General features: G+C 32.3%; 21 protein-coding genes. 13 read left to right on the top strand and 8 right to left on the bottom strand.

The window, feature by feature from the left end:
* Nucleotides 1-101: 101 nt before the first annotated feature.
* Nucleotides 102-785 (top strand): toxin-antitoxin system YwqK family antitoxin, encoded by a 684-nt coding sequence (locus ACZ2G2_RS01225; RefSeq protein ID WP_470393561.1) that lies wholly within the window; start codon nucleotides 102-104, stop codon nucleotides 783-785.
* Nucleotides 786-912: 127 nt separating this feature from the next.
* Here ACZ2G2_RS01225 and ACZ2G2_RS01220 read toward each other — a convergent pair whose 3' ends face one another.
* The gene (locus tag ACZ2G2_RS01220) at nucleotides 913-1,887 is read right to left on the bottom strand and encodes a fasciclin domain-containing protein (protein ID WP_470393559.1); all 975 of its coding nucleotides are present in this window, start codon (nucleotides 1,885-1,887) and stop codon (nucleotides 913-915) included.
* 171 nt (nucleotides 1,888-2,058) lie between these two features.
* On the opposite strand from ACZ2G2_RS01220, the gene mnmA reads away from it, so the two are divergent.
* From mnmA to ACZ2G2_RS01185, 7 genes are read left to right on the top strand one after another with little or no spacing between them, the layout of a single operon-like run.
* Entirely contained in the window at nucleotides 2,059-3,264 is a 1,206-nt protein-coding gene (gene mnmA, locus ACZ2G2_RS01215) for a tRNA 2-thiouridine(34) synthase MnmA (protein ID WP_262496856.1), read from the top strand.
* 25 nt (nucleotides 3,265-3,289) lie between these two features.
* Nucleotides 3,290-4,915 carry a S8 family serine peptidase gene (locus tag ACZ2G2_RS01210; RefSeq protein ID WP_470393557.1) on the top strand — a complete coding sequence of 542 codons (1,626 nt, stop codon included), beginning with the start codon at nucleotides 3,290-3,292 and terminating at the stop codon, nucleotides 4,913-4,915.
* Between the two features lie 60 nt (nucleotides 4,916-4,975).
* Complete coding sequence (locus ACZ2G2_RS01205; RefSeq protein WP_470393556.1) at nucleotides 4,976-5,917, top strand: NAD(P)H-dependent flavin oxidoreductase; 942 nt, start codon at nucleotides 4,976-4,978, stop codon at nucleotides 5,915-5,917.
* A 24-nt stretch (nucleotides 5,918-5,941) separates the two neighbouring features.
* Complete coding sequence (locus ACZ2G2_RS01200; RefSeq protein WP_470393554.1) at nucleotides 5,942-6,706, top strand: FkbM family methyltransferase; 765 nt, start codon at nucleotides 5,942-5,944, stop codon at nucleotides 6,704-6,706.
* A 38-nt stretch (nucleotides 6,707-6,744) separates the two neighbouring features.
* Nucleotides 6,745-8,127, top strand: a complete 1,383-nt coding sequence (locus tag ACZ2G2_RS01195; RefSeq protein WP_470393551.1) for an MATE family efflux transporter — start codon at nucleotides 6,745-6,747, stop codon at nucleotides 8,125-8,127.
* A 28-nt stretch (nucleotides 8,128-8,155) separates the two neighbouring features.
* On the top strand, nucleotides 8,156-8,383 hold the full coding sequence (locus tag ACZ2G2_RS01190; RefSeq protein ID WP_272023380.1) for a hypothetical protein: 228 nt from the start codon (nucleotides 8,156-8,158) through the stop codon (nucleotides 8,381-8,383).
* A gap of 4 nt (nucleotides 8,384-8,387) precedes the next feature.
* Nucleotides 8,388-8,963, top strand: a complete 576-nt coding sequence (locus ACZ2G2_RS01185; RefSeq protein WP_101203006.1) for a phosphatase PAP2 family protein — start codon at nucleotides 8,388-8,390, stop codon at nucleotides 8,961-8,963.
* A 1-nt stretch (nucleotide 8,964) separates the two neighbouring features.
* Here ACZ2G2_RS01185 and ACZ2G2_RS01180 read toward each other — a convergent pair whose 3' ends face one another.
* From ACZ2G2_RS01180 to ACZ2G2_RS01170, 3 genes are read right to left on the bottom strand one after another with little or no spacing between them, the layout of a single operon-like run.
* On the bottom strand, nucleotides 8,965-10,599 hold the full coding sequence (locus tag ACZ2G2_RS01180) for an ArnT family glycosyltransferase (protein WP_470393549.1): 1,635 nt from the start codon (nucleotides 10,597-10,599) through the stop codon (nucleotides 8,965-8,967).
* A complete protein-coding gene (locus ACZ2G2_RS01175) occupies nucleotides 10,592-11,215 on the bottom strand; it encodes a lipid-A-disaccharide synthase N-terminal domain-containing protein (protein WP_470393547.1) in 624 nt (207 codons plus the stop codon). The genes ACZ2G2_RS01180 and ACZ2G2_RS01175 overlap by 8 nt, the downstream gene beginning before the upstream one ends.
* Nucleotides 11,215-11,928 carry a glycosyltransferase family 2 protein gene (locus ACZ2G2_RS01170; RefSeq protein ID WP_090839224.1) on the bottom strand — a complete coding sequence of 238 codons (714 nt, stop codon included), beginning with the start codon at nucleotides 11,926-11,928 and terminating at the stop codon, nucleotides 11,215-11,217. The genes ACZ2G2_RS01175 and ACZ2G2_RS01170 overlap by 1 nt, the downstream gene beginning before the upstream one ends.
* A 94-nt stretch (nucleotides 11,929-12,022) precedes the next feature.
* Here ACZ2G2_RS01170 and ACZ2G2_RS01165 point away from each other — a divergent pair, with 94 nt between their 5' ends.
* From ACZ2G2_RS01165 to ACZ2G2_RS01145, 5 genes are all read left to right on the top strand, one after another.
* Nucleotides 12,023-12,964: an NAD-dependent epimerase/dehydratase family protein gene (locus ACZ2G2_RS01165; RefSeq protein WP_101203003.1), complete on the top strand. Its 942-nt coding sequence runs from the start codon at nucleotides 12,023-12,025 to the stop codon at nucleotides 12,962-12,964.
* A gap of 208 nt (nucleotides 12,965-13,172) precedes the next feature.
* Nucleotides 13,173-14,210, top strand: a complete 1,038-nt coding sequence (locus ACZ2G2_RS01160; RefSeq protein WP_470393544.1) for a helix-turn-helix domain-containing protein — start codon at nucleotides 13,173-13,175, stop codon at nucleotides 14,208-14,210.
* Nucleotides 14,211-14,295: 85 nt separating this feature from the next.
* Nucleotides 14,296-14,850: a phosphatase PAP2 family protein gene (locus ACZ2G2_RS01155; protein WP_470393543.1), complete on the top strand. Its 555-nt coding sequence runs from the start codon at nucleotides 14,296-14,298 to the stop codon at nucleotides 14,848-14,850.
* Nucleotide 14,851: 1 nt separating this feature from the next.
* Nucleotides 14,852-15,439 (top strand): phosphatase PAP2 family protein, encoded by a 588-nt coding sequence (locus tag ACZ2G2_RS01150; RefSeq protein ID WP_470393541.1) that lies wholly within the window; start codon nucleotides 14,852-14,854, stop codon nucleotides 15,437-15,439.
* Between the two features lie 4 nt (nucleotides 15,440-15,443).
* Nucleotides 15,444-16,196 carry a methyltransferase family protein gene (locus ACZ2G2_RS01145; protein WP_470393539.1) on the top strand — a complete coding sequence of 251 codons (753 nt, stop codon included), beginning with the start codon at nucleotides 15,444-15,446 and terminating at the stop codon, nucleotides 16,194-16,196.
* Between the two features lie 128 nt (nucleotides 16,197-16,324).
* Here the strand turns inward: ACZ2G2_RS01145 and ACZ2G2_RS01140 are convergent, their stop codons facing one another.
* The 4 genes from ACZ2G2_RS01140 to meaB form a co-directional block, all read right to left on the bottom strand.
* Nucleotides 16,325-17,533, bottom strand: coding sequence for a PAS domain-containing sensor histidine kinase (locus ACZ2G2_RS01140; RefSeq protein WP_470393537.1), 1,209 nt, complete (start codon nucleotides 17,531-17,533; stop codon nucleotides 16,325-16,327).
* Nucleotides 17,534-17,784: 251 nt separating this feature from the next.
* Entirely contained in the window at nucleotides 17,785-18,669 is an 885-nt protein-coding gene (locus ACZ2G2_RS01135; RefSeq protein ID WP_470393536.1) for a hypothetical protein, read from the bottom strand.
* Nucleotides 18,670-18,770: 101 nt separating this feature from the next.
* On the bottom strand, nucleotides 18,771-19,067 hold the full coding sequence (locus ACZ2G2_RS01130; protein ID WP_470393534.1) for a hypothetical protein: 297 nt from the start codon (nucleotides 19,065-19,067) through the stop codon (nucleotides 18,771-18,773).
* A gap of 248 nt (nucleotides 19,068-19,315) precedes the next feature.
* On the bottom strand, nucleotides 19,316-20,386 hold the full coding sequence (gene meaB, locus ACZ2G2_RS01125) for a methylmalonyl Co-A mutase-associated GTPase MeaB (RefSeq protein ID WP_470393532.1): 1,071 nt from the start codon (nucleotides 20,384-20,386) through the stop codon (nucleotides 19,316-19,318).
* Between the last annotated feature and the right edge of the window lie 20 nt (nucleotides 20,387-20,406).

Raw genomic sequence — 20,406 nt, 5'->3', positions numbered from 1 at the left:
TAAAAGTTAAGTTTGGCAGCTTTTTTGTTATAACAATATCAAGTTATTAACGTTAAGCCATAAGGCCTAGTTTCCGCGAAAGCGCTATAATTACATTTTAAATGAAAAGATTAAGTATTGTATTGGTTGTTTTATTTACTAACTGCATCTTGTTTGCTCAGGATTTAAATCAGTTTGATGCTAATGGACAGCGTCATGGTGAATGGAAAAAAACGTTTAAAAACACAAAAGTTACGCGATATCAAGGTCAGTTTGATCATGGTAAAGAAATTGGGACTTTTAATTTTTATAAAAATATTGATGGTAAGGCGGTGTTAACTGCAACTAAAGTATTTAATGCGGATAACGACGTGGCACAGGTTACTTTTTTATCTAGTAATAAACGAAAAATTAGCGAAGGTAAAATGCGTGGTCGTAACCATATTGGTAAATGGGTGATTTACCATAATAAATCTGATCAAGTTATGACGGAAGAGTTGTATAACGATAAAGGTAAATTAGAAGGGTTGCGCCAGGTATATTATTTAAGTGGACAGGTTGCAGAAAAGGCATTATACAGAGATGGACTTTTACACGGAGAAGCTAATTGGTTTGCAGAAAATGGTAAGCTTATTAAAGTGATTACGTATAAAAACGATAAATTTGATGGTGTTTATAAAGCCTATAATAAGCAAGGTGTTATTGCTACTGAAGGGTACTATAGAGATGATGTTAAGTGTTGCATTTGGAAACGTTATAAAAATGGAGCAGTAGTAGAAGAAAAAGATTTAGATAAAAAAGGATAACTTATTTAATGTTATTAATACAAAAAACGCCTTAATAAAATAAGGCGTTTTTTTTGTTTGATCTAAATAAATCCTGTTAATTAAGGGAAGAATGTGTTTATATCAAACTATATATTATGTTGTGTGATTACATTTGTGGTGGTAAAACTACTTTGTCAATAGCGTGTACAACACCGTTTACTGCTTGAATATCTACTAAAGATGTTATAATATTGCTTACACGGTTATTAGCATCTGTAAGTGTAAATGCTGTTGTATCTGCAGTGATGTCTCCTCCAATAGTAGTTACGGTTCCTGATGTTAGCATTGACGATTGTACGTTTGCGCCAACAATGTGATACGTTAATACAGCGTCAACAGTTGCTGTGTCTATATCTGTAAGAGCGGTTACGTTAAGTTCTGTTAGTAAGTCTCCAAATGCTGCGTTAGTTGGTGCAAAAACTGTAAATGGTCCTGCTGTTGCATCAGATACTGTTGTAATATATGGTACTGTTGGTGCACCTGTATCTGCATAGGCTAAGGCATCTACTAATGTTGATAATCCTGGGTTTGTAGTTGCAAAAGTTGCTATTGTTGGTAAATCTATTACTGCATCTACAACATGTACAATTCCGTTAGATGTTGATACATCTGCTAAAGCTACATTGGATGCGCCATTAAATGTTACTCCAGAAGTTCCGTCCCAGTATAAACTCAAGTTAGAGTCGTTTGGACCTGATGCTAAAGTGTTAGTGTATCCTGTTGCTCCTGCTAAATCTGAAGACATGATATTTGCGCCATCAATAACGTGGTTTAATAAAATTTGTGTTAAAACATCATCCGGTACATCTGCTAAAGAGTCAAATCCTTTGGCTGCTAAAAAAGCAGTAAAGGCATCGTTTGTTGGCGCTAATACGGTTCTGCTACCTGATGCAGATAAGGCATTGACTAAATCGGCTTGAATTACAGCTTCAACTAAAATACTTAAACTAGGTGTTGCTTGTGCAGTTTCTACAATGTTTAATTGTTGAGGTTCCATAACCGCAGCATCATCGTCGTCACTACATGACCAAAATGTTACAATTGCTAAAAAAGCTAGTGATAATGTTTTTAAATTTTTCATAATAATTATTTTTTTTGTTGTTTTGTTTAACAAATCTATAAAAAGATTAAACATTAATATTTTAAAGATTTGTTAAAGTTTTTAAAATATTGTTTTTCAGTCTATTATGGTGATTGTCCAATTAGTGCTAAGTGGTAGTAAATTTTACAGAAAGCCTTATCTTTGCAGTCTATTTTAAAAATTGTCATGAAAAAAAGAGTTATTGTTGGTTTGTCGGGAGGTGTAGATTCTAGTGTTGCTGCGTATTTATTACAGAAGCAAGGTTATGAGGTTATTGGTCTTTTTATGAAAAATTGGCATGATGACTCTGTTACTATTTCTGACGAGTGTCCTTGGTTGGACGATAGTAATGATGCGATGCTGGTTGCAGAAAAATTAGGAATTCCGTTTCAAACGGTAGACTTAAGCGAGCAATATAAAGAACGCATTGTAGACTATATGTTTGACGAGTATGAAAAAGGACGTACGCCAAACCCTGATGTATTATGTAATAGAGAAATCAAATTTGATGTCTTTATGAAAATTGCTTTAGATTTAGGTGCAGACTATGTTGCAACAGGACATTATTGTCGTAAAACAACATTAACTAAAGATGGACAAGATGTACATCAATTATTGGCAGGAAAAGATCCTAATAAGGATCAGTCTTATTTTTTATGTCAATTATCTCAAGAGCAATTGGCAAAAGCGTTGTTTCCGGTTGGAGAATTATTAAAACCTGAAGTTAGAGCAATAGCAAAAGAACAAGAACTAACGACTGCAGATAAAAAAGACTCGCAAGGGTTATGTTTTATTGGAAAAGTAAGATTGCCAGAATTTTTGCAACAACAACTTAAACCAAAAGAAGGTGTTATTGTTGAGATTCCGAAGGATAATGCTTTTTATAATGAAACAGTACCGACGTTTAATTCTAAATTAGAAGAACTACAATACCAATCTAGAAAACCAAGTTATGAGGTGTCTCAAGGAAAAATAATGGGTAAGCATCAAGGTGCACATTATTTTACTAAAGGGCAACGTAAAGGATTGGCAGTTGGTGGTACAGTAGAACCTTTATTTGTAATTGATACAGATGTAAAAGAAAATGTTATTTATACCGGACAAGGCACAGCACATCCTGGTTTGTATAAAAGCGCATTATTTGTGTCTAATGAAGAGTTGCATTGGGTTAGAGAAGATTTAGCATTAGATACAGACGAAACTATGCAGGTTTTAGCTAGAATTAGATATAGACAACCATTAGAAAATGCAACATTGCATAAAGTTGAGTCTGGGTTATATGTCGAATTTGAAAACCCACAATCTGCAATTACTGAAGGGCAATTTGTTGCTTGGTATTTGGATGAAGAATTAGTTGGTTCAGGTGTAATTTCTTAAATTGCAGTAACAAATTGTTGCTGACATGAAACACCTATACTTTTTATTATTTTTCGCTTTTTCATCTTGCTTATTTGCTCAGGAACATGCTTGGGTGTATTTAGCAGACAAGCCTGATAGCGCAGTAGCTTTAGCTAATCCTATTTCAATCTTAACTCAAAAAGCATTGGACCGTAAAGCGGCACATAATGTTAGCATAGATTTTAGAGATGTCCCCGTGGACGAGAGTTATATTTCTGCTGTAAAATCACAGTCAGGAATTACAGTTATGTCAAAATCTAAATGGTTTAACGCATTACATGTCTTAGGTACGCAAGCTGATATTAATGCCTTACTAACAGTTACCGTTAATGGTAATTTAGTAGTTAGCAGTATAGATTATGCAGATACTAGTTTAAATGCAAGACCAAGTGCAAATCAAAATAAACATGATTTTGAAGCTAGTTTAACAGACTTCACCTACGGAAATACCACAAATCAGGTTACTATGATTGGGGTTGACAATTTACATCAACATGTAAACAGTTATACCGGTACCGGTATGACGGTCGCTGTTATAGATGCAGGTTTTACTAATGTAAATACCATGAATGGGTTTCAACGGTTAAGAGATGCTAACGGAATTTTAGGAGGTTATGATTTTGTAGATCGCAATACAGATATTTATGCTTACACAGGAAACTCGCACGGGACTTGGGTATTAAGTGATATGGCTGGTTTTATTGAAGATCAGTTTGTTGGAACAGCGCCTGATGCAAGTTATTATTTGTTTAGAACAGAAAATGCAGCGACGGAAACACCTTTAGAAGAAAGTTTATGGATAGAGGCAGCAGAACGTGCAGATAGTTTAGGTGTGGATGTTATTAACTCATCTTTAGGGTATACCACGTTTGATAATCCTAATTACAGTTATACACCAGCCCAAATGGATGGGAATACAGCTTATATTACCAAAGGTGCTAATATCGCTTTTGAAAAAGGAATTTTGGTAGTTAATTCAGCAGGTAATTCAGGGTCTTCAAGTTGGGGTATTGTTGGTGCTCCTGCAGATGCTGCGGGTGTATTTAGTATCGGAGCGGTTAAAGCAGATGGTACGTATGCATCGTTTAGTTCTAGAGGTAGTAGTGCACAACCAACTCAAAAACCAGATGTTGTAGCACAAGGTCAAGCTAGTTATGTTATAAATACTAATGATAATATTACGACTTTAAACGGAACGTCTTTTAGTGCTCCAATTTTAGCGGGAGGTATTGTGTGTTTATGGCAAGCGTTACCAAATTTATCAAATGCCGAAATAATGCAAGTGGTACGTGAGTCGGCATCACAATATAATACACCAGATAATTTTCTGGGCTACGGTATTCCAGATTTAGATTTAGCAAGAACGTTATCTAATACCAATTTTCAAAACGATACGACTACAGTAAAATTATATCCAAACCCTGTTTCTAATCAATTAACAATACAGTTGCCATTACAGATTGAGGAAGCTAGTGTAAAGTTATACGATGTCTTAGGAAAAAAAGTTATTGATACTAAAGTCAATAATATTAATAAAACTATTAATACAAATCCATTATCTAAAGGTGTGTATTTAATTAAGGTTGAAGCTGAAGGGCTTTCAATAGCTAAAAAAATCATCAAAAATTAGGCATTCGGTTATTTTTTAAGAAGAAACTAAAATGCAATTGATTCAAAAATCCCATTGAATATGTCAAACAAAATCACCCAACTTTTTAATATTAAACATCCAATTATCCAAGCAGGAATGATTTGGAATAGTGGTTGGAAATTAGCTTCAGCAGCAAGTAATTCTGGAATATTAGGATTGATTGGTGCCGGAAGTATGTATCCAGATGTGTTAAGAGAACACATTCAAAAATGTAAAAAAGCAACAGATAAACCCTTTGGTGTTAATGTTCCAATGTTATATCCTAATATTGAGGAGATCATGAATATTATTGTGGAAGAAGAGGTTAAGATTGTATTTACTTCCGCAGGAAATCCAAAAACGTGGACCAAATGGTTACAAGATAAAGGGATAACAGTGGTGCATGTTGTTAGTAGTGTTAAGTTTGCTTTAAAAGCACAAGCAGCAGGTGTAGATGCCATTGTTGCAGAAGGTTTTGAAGCAGGAGGACATAACGGTCGTGACGAAACGACTACGCTAACTTTAATTCCAATGGTGCGAGAACAACTACAAATTCCGCTAATTGCAGCTGGAGGTATTGCTACAGGAAAAGCGATGTTAGCGTGTATGGTTTTAGGTGCTGATGGTGTGCAAGTCGGGAGTCGATTTGTGGCAAGTACAGAAAGTAGCGCGCATCAAGCATTTAAGCAAGTTGTGGTTGATGCTAAAGAAGGCGACACCCAATTGACGTTAAAAGAATTAGCGCCTGTTAGACTTGTTAAAAACAAGTTTTATCAACAATTAGAAGCGTTATATAAAACGAGTCCGACACCAGAACAACTTAAAGAATTATTAGGTCGTGCGCGTGCCAAAAAAGGGATGTTTGAAGGAGACTTAGACGATGGCGAACTAGAGATTGGTCAAATAGCAGGGTTAATTCACGATATAAAACCAGTAGCTGAAATTGTTAAAGACATGGTTGCGGAGTTTGATGTGGCTAAGTCTAATGTTGGACAACTGTAATTTTTAGTGGCCTAACATATTATAATGCTAATTAAAAAACTGCTTTTTAAATCTTATCAAATTAAGTGGATTCCAAAATGGATAGGTCTACTTGGTGTTTTTCAGTGCGTTAAATTGTTACTCTCTAAAACTAGTAAAGCGCCGTATTTAGTTTTAAAACTGAAGGGATATGATAATAAAGTTTACCTAAGACCAAAAACTTCCGACTTAAAAATATTCAAACAAATTTTTATTGAAGAAGAATATAATGTCACTTTTCCAGAACAGGTTAATTATATCGTAGATGCTGGTTCTAATTGCGGGTTTTCGATAGTGTATTTTAAAAATAAGTTTAAAAAGGCTAAACTTATAGCTATTGAGCCTGACACTTCTAATATTGAAATTATTAAAAAAAACACCTCTGGCTTTAAGGATGTGTTTATTGTAAAAGGCGGTGTTTGGAATATAAATACCGATTTAAAAATTCTGAATAAAGATGCTGGTAAATGGGCATTTAGAGTGGTAGAAGCAATAGATAATACTAAAGAATTTAAAGGGTATAGTTTGGATGCCATCATGTTGGAGCATGACATTAAAATAATTGATATATTAAAAATGGATATTGAAGGTTCAGAGAAAAATGTTTTTGAACAAAACTATCAATATTGGTTATCTAAGACTACATTTGGCTTTTTAGAATTACATGAAAATTATGCGCCTGGTGTTACAGACTTGGTCCATTCTAGATTAGACGAATTTAATTTTAAAGTATCTAAGTCAGGTGAAAATGTAGTGTTTTCAAAAAAATAGGAGGTATCTGTTTTTAAATGAAATTAACGTAAAAAGTAATGGTATTAAGTAATTACACTAAAGAGTTTAAATACAACTGGCAGCTTGCAGCTCCGGTTATGTTGGGCATGCTTGGTCATACATTTGTCAGTTTTGTAGATAATATCATGGTTGGTCAAATGGGAACAGCAGAGTTAGCTGCTGTGTCATTAGGTAATAGTTTTATGTTTATTGCCATGTCAATTGGTATCGGGTTTAGCACTGCTATTACACCTTTGGTGGCAGAAGCAGATAGTGCAAACGACTTTGGTAAAGGTAAATCGGCATTTAAACACGGGTTGTTTTTGTGTACCGTTTTAGGGATTTTGTTATTCTTATTAGTGTTTTTTGCTAAACCTTTAATGTATTTAATGAAGCAGCCTATAGAGGTTGTGGAGTTGGCTATTCCGTATTTGGACTTAGTCGCGTTTTCATTAATTCCATTAATTATATTTCAAGGGTTTAAACAGTTTAGTGATGGGTTGTCATTAACTAAATACCCAATGTATGCTACAATTTTAGCCAATTTAATAAACGTAGGATTAAACTACTTGCTAATCTTTGGTAAGTTTGGTTTCCCAGAAATGGGAATAATTGGTGCAGCTTACGGGACGCTGGTATCGCGTATTATAATGGTAATTTATTTATGGTGGTTGTTAAAAGGACGCGCTAAATCTAAAGACTACGTCGTCAATATTAAATTTTTTGTATTAGATAAATTAATGCTTAAAAAAATTATAGGATTAGGAACGCCTAGTGCTATGCAAATGTTTTTTGAAGTAGCCATTTTTACTGCTGCTATTTGGCTTAGTGGATTATTAGGTAAAAACCCTCAAGCAGCCAATCAAGTGGCTTTAAACTTAAGCTCTATGACCTTTATGGTTGCAATGGGACTTAGTGTTGCTTCTATGATTAGGGTTGGTAACCAAAAAGGATTACATCAATATTTAGAGTTGCGTCGTATTGCGGTGTCCTTATTTTTAATGGGCTTTATTTTTGCAGTTATTTTCGCATCTTTATTCTTGATTTTTAATCAATTTTTACCTCGTTTATATGTCGATTTTGATGATACTGTAAACTTTAAGGACAATATGGAAGTGGTCACAATAGCCTCACAATTATTAATTGCAGCAGCAGTGTTTCAAATTAGTGATAGTTTGCAGGTCGTTGTTCTGGGAGCTTTAAGAGGACTTCAGGATGTTAAAATTCCAACTATAATTACATTTATCTCATACTGGTTAATTGGATTCCCAATCAGTTGGTATTTTGGTAAGGAAGACGCTTATGGTAGCTTTGGTATTTGGTTAGGATTACTAGCTGGTTTAACTTCTGCAGCTATTTTATTGTTTATACGTTTTAATTATCTAACTAAAAGGTTAATTTTGAACTCGGCTAATAACTAACAGCCAAAAGCTAAAAGCTAAATACAACATGGAACTACCAAAATACATACTAGGCGATAATACAGATTTACCAAATGCAATTTTTGTGATTCATACTCAGTTTCCTAGATTTATTATCAATCTAGAAGATGACGAAGTGGAATGGTTTGAAGATTTTGACCAACACGACGAAAAAGAATTAGAAATGGAGACTGAAAATCTAATCATAGAAGCAACTGCTTTTTACGATAGGGAAGTAGCAAGATACGACGATTAATTATATGTTAGACCAATTAGTACAATACGATAAGGAGCTTTTTTTATTTTTAAACGGATTAGGATCTACCACTTGGGATAGTTTCTGGATGTTTTATACGGATAAAGTACATTGGATTCCGTTTTACGGAATCTTAGCCTATTTTATGTACAAAAGGTCTAATACAAAAATGTTTGTACTAACGGTTGTAGTTATTGCTTTAATGATTTTATTTACAGACCAAATTACAAACCTTTTCAAAAAAGTATTGGTAAGACGTCCTAGACCTTGTCATGAAGACGATCTTATTCAGGTCATGCGCTTAGTTAAGTCATCCTGTGGTGGTGCTTTTGGGTACTTTTCTGGTCATGCCAGTAATAGTATGGCAGTTGCTATTTTTTCTGGATTAGTATTACGCTATAAATACAAGTATTTAATATATTTCTTGATAGTTTGGGCAATAGTAATGGCTTACAGCAGAGTGTATATTGGAGTACATTATCCTTTAGATATATTAAGCGGAATGTTGTTTGGTGCCTTTTCTGGAGTCTTGTTTTACAAGTTAGATAAGTACTTTCAATCTAGATTTCAGTTAAAATAAATTACTTCTTTTTAAGATAATAATACTTAGCGATCAGTCGGTCTTTATACTGTTTGCTATTTGGCGCGCTTTCATTTAAATCGTAAGTTGTCTGTTGTGTAATAGTATAAATTTCACTTATCGCCTCTAAATCCTTTTGACTCATATAATCAGATAGGACAGCAAATTCTTTCTCTAAAGGAAAATTAAAAGTAGTCTTGTCTTTAGAGATCTGCGGGATCTTTTCGCCATATTGCCATATTGCTTCAGGCGCAATATTATTGATAATATAAAGTTTGGTATTAGTGTTTTTAGTTTCTTTTAAAAGCTCAGAAATTGGCTTAAAATTGGCACTAGTAAAGCTTTTTGTTAACGGTAAACCGAAAAGAAAGATAGCTGCAAAAAACGCAGTGGTTAATAAGAAAACTGATTTAATCTCTTTTTTTATTAGTTGTGATAGTATTGCTAAACCTAACACAAAAACAACTATAGCAAATAGGATAAATTGAAACAAGTTAGTATTTAATTGATCAGCAAATTTAAAATACACTAAAAAAGGAGCGACAATACCAACTAGAGCAATTAAACCAAAGTTAAAATACACAGGAATAGTTTCACGCTTATCTTCTAGAGTTTTAAACTTACGAATTAAATACTCGATATAAAACCCAATATTTAAAGCCAACGGAATTAAAACAGGCATTAAATAACGTGATTTTTTCTCAGGGATTACAGATAATAGTACAACTGCAAAAAGTGTCCAAAATAGCGTGAATTTGTAAGCTTTCAAGTTTATAACTCTTGTTTTTAAATAAGGGTATAATAAACTTATAAAAGCAGGAATAGTCCATAACCCACTTTGTGTAAAAAAGCTCCAATAGTAATAAAATGGTCTAACATTATAACTAGTCCAATTTCCTGTTTCTTTACTTGTAATAGCAGCAAATGTTGTCGGATCTTCAAGTCTGACATAAAAGTACCACCAACCACCAATAACAATGGCTAGTGCAAGTGTAGTTATAATAGGTAATATTTTTGTTTTGATGTTTTTATATTTAAAACTGAAACCATAGGCTAATAAAAACGGTAATAATAACGCGTAAAAGCTAACAGGACCTTTACTTAGTATAGAGCATCCAATAAATAGTGCTGCATATAAGACGTGTTTCCAATTGGTGTTTTCAGATTTAAAAAAGGTAAATAAGTAGTATATGGCTATCATCATAAAGCCATGTGTAAAAATATCCCATGGGGCTTCAATAGTGATACCAATAATATAAAATGATGTGATTAATATTAGGGTGTTTATTATACTATGCGTCTTGTTTTGTAATATAGATTCTGATAGTTTAAAACTAAAAACAGCCAATACCATAATCATTAGTATAGCCGGTAGACGCATTCCAAAGATACTCTTTACTCCAAAAAGTAGTCCTGAAAAAGCAGTCAGCCATGTTGGTAATGGTGGTTTTTCATAACGTGCTTCGCCATTCATGGTGGTTAATAGCCAGTTATTATCCTGTATCATTTCTCTTGCAGTAATAAAATTACGTGCTTCCATGATTGTTACTTGTATGGTTTCTAGGTTTGGTAATAACATAATTGCTATAATCAAACAAATAATAGTAAGTGGATAATCTTTAAATAGCTTAGGCATTTTGTTGTTTTAGAATTAACAAATTTCTGATGTAAATAACCGCTCCTAAGGAGTGTCCCACTAGCAGCACATAGTCTACTCTAAAAATAGCGTAGGTTAAAATTAATAGAGATCCTATTAGGCTTAACGCCCAAAACCCAAGAGGTAAAGACGATTCTTTGTTTTTTTCAGAATATAACCATTGGTATACAAAACGTAATGTAAATACTATTTGAGAAACTATCCCTAATACTAATAACCATAATGGGATGGCTTGGTTTTTAAATAATTTAACCGTATCAATAGCGTTGTTGTTAAAATAGAAAACGGTAATAAAAATGGGCATTAATAGTAAAATCCATCTGATGCCAGCCGGAAATGTTTTCCATTGGTTTTGCAACTGTAAATTTCTAATGTAGATGTAATAGGTAAGACCTTGACCTAACATAATTGCAAAGTCATCACGTAAATACCCATAAATAAAAAGTAAAAACGAAGCGATTAAACTTAGCGTCCAAAATAAGGTTGGCGTAATTACTCGTTTTTGTTTCTCGCTAGTAATCCATTGGATTATTAAACGAGACGAAAATAAGGTTTGCGCCAAAAAACCAATGCTAAGTATAATCCAGTTGCTCATTATTTTTTCTTAGCGACTTCGTAATTAATGTACTTTTTCTTCATCCATAAATACGCAAAACAGTCCATTAAAGGTCCTAAAAGCCTATTCCAAACCCCAAATTTTGCTTCTCCAGCAACTCTTGGAAAGTGCTGTACCGTTATTTGCTTAGTTGTTCCGTTTTGTAACATGATCATAGCTGGTAAAAAACGGTGCAACCCTTTAAACATTGGGATACGTTTAGCATAATCTGTTTTGATAACTTTTAAGGGACAACCTGTGTCATCCATTCCGTCTTTTGTAAAAGCACGTCTAATACCATTTGCAATTTTAGACGACATGTTTTTTACAAAACTATCTTTTCGGTTAGAGCGGACACCAGTAACTAAATCAAATTCACCAATATGTGCTAGTAGTAGATTAAAGTCTTCAGGAGCTGTTTGCAAGTCCGAATCAATATACCCAACTAACTCCGTTGTAGTATAGTCAAAACCAGCTTTTATTGCAGCACTTAAACCACGATTTTCTTTAAATAATATGTAGTCAAAAGCATCATGTCTACTACAAATAGCTTCGATTAATGCTTGGCTTTTATCTTTTGAGCCATCATTAACAAATAATATTTTAGTTGTTTTTGTTGCTATTTGCGTGTAAGCTAATAACTCCTTTTCAACTCTTAGTAAATTATCTTCCTCGTTATATACAGGAACAATGATGGTAAACTGGTAATTCATAAACCTATTTTAGTGCTACAAATGTATTGTTTTTTAGATAATTGAAATCGGTATCGAAAAAAAATATGTTTCTTTGTAGTATAGAAATGCACTTATGAAGATTTTAGTTACTGGAGCAGCAGGTTTTATAGGCTCTCACACATGCGAACGTTTACACGATTTAGGTCATGACGTTGTTGGTTTAGATAATTTTAATGATTATTACAGCTTAGCGCTGAAAACCTTAAACGAAAAGGCACTTTTAGAAAAAGGAATTAAGATTATTAAGACCGATTTAAGAGCTGATAATTTAGCTGAAGCTTTACCAAAAGATATTAATTATATTTTTCATTTTGCTGCACAGCCAGGTATTTCGGCAAGTTCAACTTTTGAAGATTATTTTACTAATAATATTATTGCAACTAAAAACTTAATTGATTACGCATTAGAGTGTAATAGTTTGGAACTGTTTGTTAATATCGGGACATCTTCAATTTATGGCTTGGAAGCAACTTTTCCAGAAACAAAAGCACCAGAACCAGCATCGCATTATGGGGTTACTAAATTAGCAGCAGAGCAACTTGTATTACAAAAAAGTAGAGAGAAACTATTTAAAAGCTGTTCTCTGCGTTTATATTCTGTGATTGGACCAAGAGAACGTCCAGAGAAAATGTACACCAAATTAATAGCGTGTGCATACAATGGAGAGGCTTTCCCGTTATACGAAGGAAGCGCGACACATTTACGTAGTTTTACTTATGTTGGAGATATCGTGGATGGTATTGTTAGTGTAGTTGGTAATGACACTAAAGTAGATGGCGAAATTATTAATCTTGGGACAGAAGTAGAACATACCACACAAGACGGTATTGAGGCGGTTGAGCAAGTTATTGGACAGGCTATAAAAATTGATCACGTCAAAGCTAGAGTAGGAGATCAATTACGTACTAAAGCTAATATCGATAAAGCTAGAAAATTGTTAAATTATAATCCGCAGACTACTTTATTAGAAGGTGTTAAAGCTCAAGTAGAATGGTACAAGGCTAATTTTGTATAATAATTTAATAAAAAACAAGAACGTTATAATGGTTTGTTTTTATAGAGCAACTTTATCATGTGTAAGAGTATTATATATTACATTTAGTACAAATGGATTGTTGTGATTCAAAAAGAGAAGAGCTATAAGATTTTTGTTATCCTACTTTAATACTGCTGTTTTTTATGATTTTCAAACTTAATATTTTATTAAATTTCAGATAAACAGAATGCTTAAAATACTCCAAATTATTGCTTTATTACAAGGTTTTTTTGTTATATCTGTTTTGTTTTTTAATCGCAAAGACTATAAGAAAATACCTTTTGTTTTACTTTTTGGTAGTTTACTTTCTGTGTTATTATACATACTAGGTGATGACGAAAATAATCTTTTTGTAGAACAAGCAGATTGGTTTTTATTTGATAGTTCTCTTTTTGTTACTTTTTTGTTTTTATTTTTTAGGTACTATAAAAATGGTAAGGAAAAATTCCAAAAGTTTGATTATTTATTTTTTATTCCTAATATTATCTATTTTGTTATTGAAGGAATTGAAGTATTATTTCCTACAGAGTCTTTTGTTGTAGAAATTTTTGAATTTCTTTCAGAATTAACATTTATTATTTACTTGTCGTTAATTGTATATTCTGTAATCACAACAAAAAAGAAGCATTGGATCATTTATTTTGCTATCCCAATTGTTATATTATTTGCGTTTTCTTCTTTAAATGAATTACTTAAGACATTCGGTTTTAATGAAATCTCTCTACTTACAGACTCGGATTTTATTACTTATCTTTTATTGGTTATTGCTTTTTTGTTTTATTTTATTGCTTTTAAGTTATTAACAAAAGATAGCCAATTATTGCCTAAACAGGATAGAAGCAAGTATAAAAATTCAAATTTAAATCCTAATTTAATTAATAAATACAAATCAGATATTATTAATGCAATGGAGATTGATAAATTGTATCTCAACAGTAAATTATCTATACATAATGTCTCTGAAAATTTAAATATTCCCCGTCAATATATTTCTGAAGTTTTGAATTTGCATTTGGACACAAGTTTTCAAGACTTTATAAATAGATATCGTATTGAGGAATTTTTGAAACGACTTGAAAACGACCAAAATGGCCATTTAACACTTTTAGGAATAGCAATGGATGTTGGTTTTAATTCTAAATCATCTTTTAACTCTACATTTAAGAAAATCAAAGGTTTAACACCTAGTGAGTATAGGAAAATTCACTTAAAAAAAACAGAATAGGTCTAACAAAATTAGTCTGCACCTCTTCTAAAAAATATCTTTTGTAAATACGACGTTCTTTGAGAAACCGAACTTAATTTTCTCAATGTACAAATCAAAAATTCCCCAATTAGTATTTATTTTTTTTATCCTTTTTGTTATATCCTGCAATAAATTACCTGCTCAGAATACGGTTATTGAAAGGTCAGGAGATATAATACTTATAGCACTTCCTGTAACAACATTAGCAAGTACTTTTTTAATAGATGATACAAAAGGAAGTTGGCAATTTGTGAAATCTTTAGTACTAACAGAAGCGCTTACTTATGGTTTGAAACTTAGTGTAAACAAACCAAGGCCGGATGCAAGTAATAACCATTCTTTTCCATCTGGTCATACATCTACTACTTTTCAGAGTGCATCATTCTTGCATATGCGTTATGGGTTTAAATATAGTATACCCGCATATGCTTTGGCTGGATTTACAGCTTTTAGTCGTATTGATGCAAAAAAACATGATAGTTGGGATATTCTTGTGGGCGCGATAATAGGTATTGGTAGTTCTTATTTATTTACTACTGAGTATCAAAAGCAACATATGGAATTATCTTTTAATAGTAAAGATGACAATTATTCATTAGGCTTCATTTATAAATTTTAATATGAAAGGAGCACTAATTTATAAAAAGCTTTGTAATCTTCTTTTAATTGTATTTCCATTTTTTTTATTTGGACAGGATGTTGATTCCGATGCTGAAATACAAAGAGAAACTACTATTGAAAAAATTGGAGATTATGCGCAACATGCACCTGCTGTTACAGCATTAATAACAATCTTGGCAAAAAAAGACAAACAAGGGTTTTGGCAATTTACCAAAAGCTATGGAACAACTCTGGCTGCAACATATCTATTAAAGTATAGTATAAATAAGTCAAGACCTGAGAGCGCAACGGACGGACATGCATTTCCGTCAGGGCATACTGCTGTTGCTTTTTCTGGAGCTTCATTTTTACAACGTCGATATGGTTGGTCCTATGGTGTCCCTGCATATTTCATAGCAAGTTATGTGGCGTATTCTAGACTGGAAGGGGTAAATGATAGACATGATGGTTGGGACGTTTTTGGAGGAATACTTGTAGGTGTAGGTAGTACTTATTTGTTTACTACACCTTATCAGAAAAAACATTATAACCTCTCTTTTAAAAGCGGAAAAGGCAATTACTTATTAGGATTCACTTATAAATTTTAAAATTATGGCATTACAAGAAGAGTTAAAAACACAAGGCGATTTTTTATTTAGAAATAGAAGTTATTTGCCCCTAATTATTTTAGGTTTGGGGTTTGCAGTTTTTATCCATACGGAATATTACGAAATTGAAACTCCAGATCATTGGTTTTCAGAATTGTTCGAGTTTGCATGTCTCGGAATTAGTTTGTTTGGTTTGTTTATTCGAGTAGTTACTGTTGGTTTTACTCCTAAAAATACGTCTGGCAGAAATACAAAATCGGGACAGTTAGCAGATGAGTTAAATACGACTGGTATTTACTCAGTTGTTAGACATCCATTATATCTTGGTAATTTCTTTATGTGGCTTGGTGTAGCTATGCTAACAGAGAATACTTGGTTTTCTATTGCTTTTGTTTTGTTTTATGCTTTTTATTATGAGAGAATAATGTATGCTGAAGAGAGTTTTCTGCGCGATAAATTTGGATCTGTCTATATGGATTGGTCTATAAATGTTCCCGCGTTTATTCCTTCATTTAAAAATTATACAAAACCTAAATATGAGTTTAGCATAAAGAAAGTTTTGAAAAAGGAGAAGAATGGTTTCTGTGCTGTGTTTGTGTTGTTTTGGGGTTTTGAATTAGTCGGTAATTTAATCGAATCAGAATCTTTTAAAATAGAGTATGACTTTTGGTTTTATGGAGCTATAATTTCTACAATTATTTATTTTGTTTTAAAGATTATGAAAAAGAGAAAAATATTTGAGGAAAGTAATCGATAGATTTTTTTAAGAGAAGAAGTAGATATTATTCCTGAAACTTTTAAAACTCACCTAACTAATTTTAATATGTTATTAGGTTAACTAGAATGTAAAAAAAGCACAGTTAAAAACTGTGTTTTTTTTTGATTTTATATGCTAGAAGGCAAAGTAAATGTGAATTGACTTCCTTTTTTTACATTACTTTCAACCCAAATTGTTCCATTAAGTTTTTCAACCAATTCTTTACAAAGAATTAGTCCTAATCCCGATCCTTGTTCGTTAGCAGTGCCTGGTAAAACAGTGGTATTGGAGAGTTCAAAAATAGTATTAATGCTTTCTTTACTGATTCCGACACCGTTATCAGAAACACAAATTTCAATTAACTCTTTATTAGTAGTAACTGTAATGTCTATTTTACCTCCCTTATTAGTGAATTTAATAGCATTTGAAATTAGATTTCTTAAAATGGTTTGTAGGATATTTTTATCAGTATATAACTCAATTTTGTCAGTGGGTTGATAGTTTAAAGAAATGTGCTTAACTTTTGAAAGAGATTTTTTAAGCACTATTACTTCCTGTATAACTTCTGATAGTAAAAGCTTCTCTGGCTTAAAACTAAGTTCTTTAGTTTGTGATTTTGCCCAACTTAAAAGGTTGTCAAGCAGAATTAAAGTGTTTTTAGCTAAAGTGTCTATTAATCCAATATATTCTTTAGATTCTTCATCTTCTGTAGTGCTTAAATTTTCAATAAGTAGTTCTGAAAAACCTGTTATACCATAAAAAGGGCTTCTTAAATCGTGCGCTATGATTGAAAATAATTTATCCTTAGTGTTATTGAGTATTTTTAATTGTTGTTGGCTTTCTTTTATTACCTCTTCGTTTTTTTTGCGTTCAGTAATGTCGGTGGATAGACCACAAAGACCAACAATTTTACTGTTGTTGTTTTTATCAAAAAGCGGAGTTTTTATTTCTAAAAATACTATTCTGTTACCGTCACTGTCTTTGGATTCTACTTCAAAATTAGTGTTTTCTCCAAGTTCTAAAATACGCCTATCAATCTGTGATAATTGTTCACAGGTGTCTTTTGGAAAATAGTTTAAATCACTACTTCCTTGTAACTCTTCTGCTGTACAATTAAATAATTTGAGTGTTTTTTTATTAGCGTACAAATACTTCCTTTCTGTATCTTTTATGTAAATACAAGTATCTAAATGGTCTAAAGTTGATTGTAAATAACTGATTCTAACTTCTGCTTTTTCATTTTCAAGTGTAGCTTGTTCTAGAGCATTTTTCGTTTTATTTAGGTCTATTTGTAAACGGTCATTCTGCTTCTTTAACTCCTTATAAGTAGGCTCCATAGTCATTTGTTAAATTATCTAACAATTAAGCTTTTGAAAATAATTAATAAAAGAATGCTTAATTTTTAGTAGCGAAAAACAAAGTTAACATATTTTTAACAAAGTCAAGTTGTGGTAAATAATACTGTTAGTAGTTAGCTTTTGTATTGATACATTCAAGTAGAATTTTTAGAACGTATTACTGCTTCAATAAATTTTGACGTGTTTTAGAGCGTGTAATACATGGCGTTAAAGTGTATTTGTAAACTGTTTTATTGATTAATAGTGTAAACAACTTCATTGTTGGAATTAAAGTAATTCATTAATAAATTTATACTGGAATAGTTGAATACAAACTCGGTCCAAAATTCTTGATTATAAATATTATTTTCATTTTTTTTAAGCACTTTAATAACATTATTTTCTGATAGATAAGCAGGTCCAATATAGGGCATAAAAACGGATGTGGCTATAAACACATCTTTAAAAGGATTTGGATTGGAATCGTAAGTATATTTATAAGTATAATGCGTGTTTGTGCTAATCTGTTCAACTTCTGTTACATTGGTGAATGTTTGGTTGTATGTAAATTTTTGAAGATTAAAACTAGGCTCAGAACCTTGTCCACGGTGGTCATTATATATTTCTTTTATTTTTCCATTAGGATAATATCCGAAATAATTTTCTTCAACGAAATATTCATTATCCATAAAAATACTTTTTAATAATCCTGCGTTGTTGTAATTAAACGTGTAAGTTTTAATAACCTCATATTCATTACAAAAGTTCTTACGTGTAGAAACGACTTTGTCAATTAAATTTAGAGAATTATATGAAAAGTCATATATGTTTTGTTCGCAACCTTGGTAATGTGGTAAATAAAATACCATTTTAGAAAGGGTGTTTGTGTTTTCTAGATATTCAAATTCCCATTTTCTATATGTATTTCCATAGCTAACTAATAAAATAGAATGTATTGAGTTTTTGAGTTCTGCTTTTGAAAGTTCATTTAAAATTATATTTGGTTCATCCAATTCAAAACCCAAATCTACGTGTGCTAATGGACTATTTTCTATTTCTGTATATTCGTAGCCATCATCATCATTATTACAACTGATAAATATAGTCAGAATCAGTATTATCAGAATATTTTTCATGGTGGTTAGGTTAATTGTGTATGATTAGGCGCTAATTGTATTGTCTAAATTAGTAAATTAAAACCGAATAGATGTTTTGTAAGTGTTATATTATCAGTTGATTAAAGTGATGGGCTGTAATATAGTTCTTTGGTGTTAGGGGAAGAGTACAAGCTTCTTATAGAATCTCCTTCAAAGTAAATAATTGGTCCATCACCCGCTGCTATTCCAGTTGCGTGTTCATATAGACCACGTTGAGAATAGGTCTCTTTTAATTGCAAATTATAGTAGCTTCCAAGTTTATTTTTTTTCCATTTGGATTTAATCAAATCACTTTTTTTGGATAGTATTTTATAATATTTATCTGCTTTAAAAGCATACGTCATATAGCTGTTGTCTATAGAGTCAATTTTTAACACTTTAAATTTTTGATTTAAACTATCTGGAATAATTAATTTAGATGTGGTTAGACTTTTAATATCTTTTACATTAGTACGTATCTCTAGCGAATCCTCTTTTTTGTTTTCAGTTGTGTTACCACAAGAATGTAATAAAAAAATGAAATTAATTATTAGAATAAATAGTTTTAAAGGACTTTTTTTTAAGTTGTCGATGGTTTTTATTAGATTAGTTTTAGTGTTAAACTTCTAATTTATACAGCAAAAAATTACCCCAATCCTAACAAGTAATCTGCAGCAGCAAAAGGAGTGGTTTGATTGGCCTCAATCAGCGCGAGTTGTTTGTTTAGTTCTATTTTAATGTCAGGATTATTAAAAAAGACAGCTTTAAGTTGTTCTTCAATAGTCTGTAGCAACCAAAATTTATTTTGCTCGGTACGTTTGGTATTAAAGTAGTTGTTCTGTTTAGTTAGCGTGATGTAATCAGAAATAACATCCCAAATTTCAGAGATACCATCATTAGTTAAAGCGCTGCATAAAGTAACTTTAGGTTGCCAATTAGAGTCTTTAATTGGGTACATGTGTAAAGCACGGTTAAACTCGACTTTAGCCAATTTAGCACGTTTAACGTTGTCTCCATCTGCTTTGTTAATGGCTATGGCGTCTGCCATTTCAATAATACCTCTTTTAATACCTTGCAGTTCGTCTCCAGCGCCTGCTAGTTTTAGTAGTAAAAAGAAGTCTACCATACTATGGACAGCAGTTTCACTTTGACCAACACCAACAGTTTCAATAATCACTGTGTCAAAACCTGCAGCTTCACATAGGATAATTGTTTCCCGCGTTTTTCTGGCTACACCGCCTAAAGATGTTCCGGAGGCTGATGGGCGTATATAGGCATTGTTATTTTTAACCAAATCTTCCATTCTGGTTTTGTCTCCAAGAATACTACCTTTAGTTATGCTACTACTTGGATCTACAGCCAAGACTGCCACTTTTTTGTTTAAAGTGGTTAGATGTGTTCCAAAAGCTTCAATAAAGGTGCTTTTTCCAACACCAGGCACACCGGTAATACCAATTCGTGTCGATTGATTGGCATGTGGTAAGCAGGCTTTAATTATAGCATTAGCTTGTGCGGTATGTTTTGGGTTTTTACTTTCTACTAAAGTAATGGCTTGACTTAAAGCGGTAATGTTTCCGTTTAAAATCGCGCTTACTAAATCTTTAGTGGTACGTTGTAATCTACGTTTGGCTTTTAGTTTTAAAACAGCATCTGGATTGGTCATTTCTGGAGAAGAAACGCCTTCAGTTTCTGATAGAGCTGTTTTTTTATTGGACATAGTTGCTTTTAATTTCCGCG

It is taken from the genome of Olleya sp. KKT75, from assembly GCF_055635485.1.
This window is presented reverse-complemented; position numbering and strand designations above follow the sequence as displayed.